The organism is Methylorubrum podarium, from assembly GCF_022179745.1.
In the GTDB taxonomy this organism is placed as follows: domain Bacteria; phylum Pseudomonadota; class Alphaproteobacteria; order Rhizobiales; family Beijerinckiaceae; genus Methylobacterium; species Methylobacterium podarium.
In genome coordinates, this window is record NZ_BPRD01000504.1 from 1 (window position 1) to 3,768 (window position 3,768).

The following is a 3,768-nucleotide window of genomic DNA, read 5'->3' on the forward strand; positions in this document are numbered from 1 at the left end:
GATCGCGACGCGATCGGGCGCTGCTTCAAGCGGCGGCGCGCAGCCTCGGACGCCGCGCGGCGCCGGCCGCATCGGCCCGCGCCCGGTCCAGAGCCTCGGCGACGCAGGCCGCGGCCCGCGCGATCTCGGCATCGGAATGGCCGGCGGTGACGTGCAGGCGCAGACGGCCGGTCTCATCCAGCGCGGCGAGGTCGGCCAGCAGGCCGAATTCGGCCAGGTGGTGGACGACGCGGCGCGCGCGTTCGCCCGAGCCGATCTCGACGGAGACGCAGGTGCAGGGCTCGCCGCAGACCGTCAGCGCGCGATCCCGCAGGGCCGTGCGCAGGTTCAGGACATTGCGCATCAGCCGGGTGCGGCGCTCCCGTCCCTCGGCCGCGTCGAGGATGGCGAAGGCCTTGAGGATCACCGCGAGCTGGATCGGCGAGAGGGCCTGAGCGGCCGCCTCGCCGGCGCGCAGGCACGCCGTCACCGCGCGGGTCCGGGCGGCCACGAAGCCGCCGTTCGAGGCGAAGCTCTTCGAGAAGCTGCCGGTGACGAGATCGGCCTTGCCCAGCATGTCCTGGAGACCGAGATGGCCGCGCCCGTCCTCACCGAGGCAGCCCAGATCCTGGGCGACATCGACGAGGAGCGTCGCGCCGTACTCGTCGCACAGGGCTCGCAGGGCGACGAGATCCGGCGTGCCGGAATCGAGCGAGGACAGGCTCTCGGTAACGACGAGGATGCCGTTCTCCGCGTCGCGGGCGCGGATGGCCCGGAGCCGAACGCGGCAATCCTCGGGATCGAGGTGGCGGAAGGCGCGCAGGTTGTCGGTCGCCGCCTCGGCGCTCTCCCGCAGGCTGCCGCGGATCGCGGCATCGATCACCACGTGGTCGGCCGGGCGGACGAGGCCGCTGATCACGGCGTGGACGGCGGCCCGGCCCGTCGGGCAGAGGAGGGCCTCCTCCATCTGCAGGAAATCGGCGATCCGACGCTCCAGCGCCACGGCGAGGCCGGGGTCGCCGGCTTCGGCCGCGGCGCAGACGCTGCGCACGCCGAAGCGGCGCAGGGTGTCGGCCGCGGTGGCGACGATCTCGGGATGGGTGGAGAGGCCCAGACAATCCTGCGAGGCGAAATCGAGCCCGCGCAAGGCGTGCGCGTCGCCGGGCGCCGGAGCGCTCGGAAGGCGGCGCACGCCCTCCGCGCGGTCCTGGGTCGTCGCGTCGGTCTGCTCACGATGTCTCATGCCATCCCGTCCGGTGCCGCGTCGTTACGGGGCAGACTTTCGGTCCGGGCGGCTTGCCATCGCGTTAAACGGCACCGGTGTAGGAAAAATGCATCAGGTCGTATTTAACGAATTGCTTCTTCCGCGACCTTCGACAGGGCGTGGTCTTTCTGCTCAGGCGCCGAGATCATGAGCGTTCGAGATCGGTAAACTTAGCGAACCATGAAGGAACGCTTGCGGACATCTTTCTCAGGCGATGCCACCCGGCTCGTAACGGTTCGGGGGCGCCCCCTCGTGCAGGAGGCGCCCCCGAGCCGTTCGCGTGTGAAGCCGGTACCGGGTCAGATCACCGGAAGCCCGCTCAGGCCGGCGCCGATCCCGTAGCGGTCGCCGTAGAGGGCGCTGTGGGCGAAGTAGTAGACGCCGAGGAACAGCATCAGGGCGCTGGCATAGTAGACCGGGGCGAGAACCACGTCCCGGCGGGTGGCGGGAACCCGGGCGTCGTCGGCGGCGATGGCGATCAGGACCGCGATGATGCCCGAATGGCCGATCGCGTCGATCTTGCCGAACTCGAAGATGGCCGAGATGAAGACCGCCGTCAGGATGATCGCCGAGGCGCGGCGGACGAGGGGGGTCCAGACCAGGGCGAAGGCCAGGGTGAACTCGATGACGCCGGCGGCCTGCATGAAGAGTTCCGGCGAGGCGCCCATCGTCATGCCGGGCTTGGCGGCGATGAGCGGGTCGGTCCAGTGCGGGTAGGCCCACTTCTCGACGGAGGCCCACATCAGGGTGATCGCGGCGGCGATGCGCACCACGTCGATCGGGCGCTGGCCGAACAGGGTGCGGTCGAAGGCGGTCAGCGCCAGGAAGGCGGCGACGCCCAGGAACACCGGATAGTCGGCGAGGTGGAAGACGCCGTAGTTCCAGATGGCGAAGCCGAACAGGAACACGATGCCCGCGGCGGTGAAGGGGAGGGTGCGTTTCCAGAGCAGGCCCCCAGCCAAGGCGAGCTGAAGCCAGGAGATCCAGGCGAGGTCGGTCTTGAGTTCCGGCGTCAGGATGATCCCGCCCTGGTTCCACAGCGAGACGAGGAAGAAGCCGACCACCGCCCGCACGATCAGGACGCTGTTGTCCCGCACGCTCGCGGTGACGCGGTCGAGGGCGTTGAGGATCGACGTGCCGAGCGAAGTCCCCTCGGTCAGGCAGCCGAACATCAGGCAGACGAGAGCGAGCCCGGTCAGTAGCTCGAAGTCGGCGCAGAGGACTTGTTCGAGGCCGCGCGGCTGGCCGGCGACGTCGAACGCACAAAACCATTTGACGTGGGCGCTCGCCGCCCCGGTTCCGAGCAGAAGAAAGCTTGCTGCGCCTGCAAGCACGACTGGAGAGCGCACCCAGAAGCTGGACACGTGGGTCATAGGGCCGCCGAAACGGGAGGAAGGTTCGTTGTGCAAAAAATACTTAAACGAAGTCGAACGACCTTGCTAAGGCTTTGTTTACCCCACTTCAACGATTGGTTAACAGCGGTTGCGCAACAAAGGTTATGCAAAGGGCATGAGCTGCACCGCCTTTTGTCAAAAGCTAGCCTTCCGCTCGCTCGGCTCGGCTGTGGAGAACGGGAACAGCGGGGATGCCCGTCGGCGCGGCTCGCGCGTTAACGCCATCGAAGACCGGGTGGTGACGGCTGGAGCGGCGCCGCGATGGTCGCTCGACGGGGAAGATGGATGATTGCGCTGCTCAGCCTCGTGAGCTTGTCCTGCGGCCTCGTCCTGGCCGGCCGAGCGCCGCGCTACCCCGATTGGACCGCCCGGATGGAGATGGCCGGCGGCGTGTCGCTCGTGACCGGGCTCGCCATGGTCGGCGCCGGCCTCAGGACCTATTGCTGCTGAAGCGCGCCGCCCGCTTATCCCGGATCACAGGATCACAGGCGCGGGCTCAGCCCCGCCGCCGCAGGACGCTCGCGTAGAAGCCGTCGAGGCCGCCCGCCCGGCCGGTGCCGCCGGCGAGTTGGCTCGGCAGGGTGCGAAGATCACCCGCATCATCGATCAGCTCGGAATGACCGGCCAATCGGTCGGGGGTGATCGCCATCCGCTCGAATTCCGGGTTTCGCCTGAGGAAATCCGCCACCTGCCCGCCGCCCTCCTCGGGCTCCAGGGAGCAGGTGCAGTAGACGAGGCGTCCGCCCGGCCGGGTCAGCCGCGCGGCCTTGTCGAGGAGCCGGCGCTGGAGGCCCACGAGGCGGATCACGTCCGCCTCGCTCTTCGTCCAGGCGACGTCGGGGTGGCGGCGGATCGTGCCGGTCGCCGAACAGGGCGCGTCGAGCAGCACCGCGTCGAAGGGGGCGTCCTCCGGCAGCGCCAGGGCGTCGGCCGTCACCACCTCCGCCGACAGGCCGAGGCGTTCGAGATTGCGTCCGAGGCGCTCCAGCCGCGCCGCCGAGCGATCGACGGCAGTCACCGCCGCGCCCGCGGCCGCGATCTGCGCCGTCTTGCCGCCGGGCGCCGCGCAGAGGTCGGCGACACGCTCGCCCGGCGCGGGCGCGAGCAGGCGCACCGGCAGGGCGGCGGCGG

4 protein-coding genes are annotated in these 3,768 nt (G+C 69.9%); 1 reads left to right on the forward strand and 3 read right to left on the reverse strand.

The features are described 5' to 3' along the window. Positions 1 to 25: 25 nt before the first annotated feature. Positions 26 to 1,222 carry an aminotransferase class I/II-fold pyridoxal phosphate-dependent enzyme gene (locus MFF42_RS22030; protein WP_238257767.1) on the reverse strand — a complete coding sequence of 399 codons (1,197 nt, stop codon included), beginning with the start codon at positions 1,220 to 1,222 and terminating at the stop codon, positions 26 to 28. 320 nt (positions 1,223 to 1,542) lie between these two features. Beyond that, positions 1,543 to 2,616: a hypothetical protein gene (locus MFF42_RS22035; RefSeq protein ID WP_238257769.1), complete on the reverse strand. Its 1,074-nt coding sequence runs from the start codon at positions 2,614 to 2,616 to the stop codon at positions 1,543 to 1,545. Positions 2,617 to 2,922: 306 nt separating this feature from the next. Between MFF42_RS22035 and MFF42_RS22040 the strand changes: the two genes are divergently transcribed. Next, complete coding sequence (locus tag MFF42_RS22040; protein ID WP_238257771.1) at positions 2,923 to 3,087, forward strand: hypothetical protein; 165 nt, start codon at positions 2,923 to 2,925, stop codon at positions 3,085 to 3,087. Positions 3,088 to 3,133: 46 nt separating this feature from the next. Here MFF42_RS22040 and MFF42_RS22045 read toward each other — a convergent pair. After that, on the reverse strand, positions 3,134 to 3,768 hold a 635-nt coding region (locus tag MFF42_RS22045; protein WP_238257773.1), incomplete at its 5' end, for an RsmB/NOP family class I SAM-dependent RNA methyltransferase.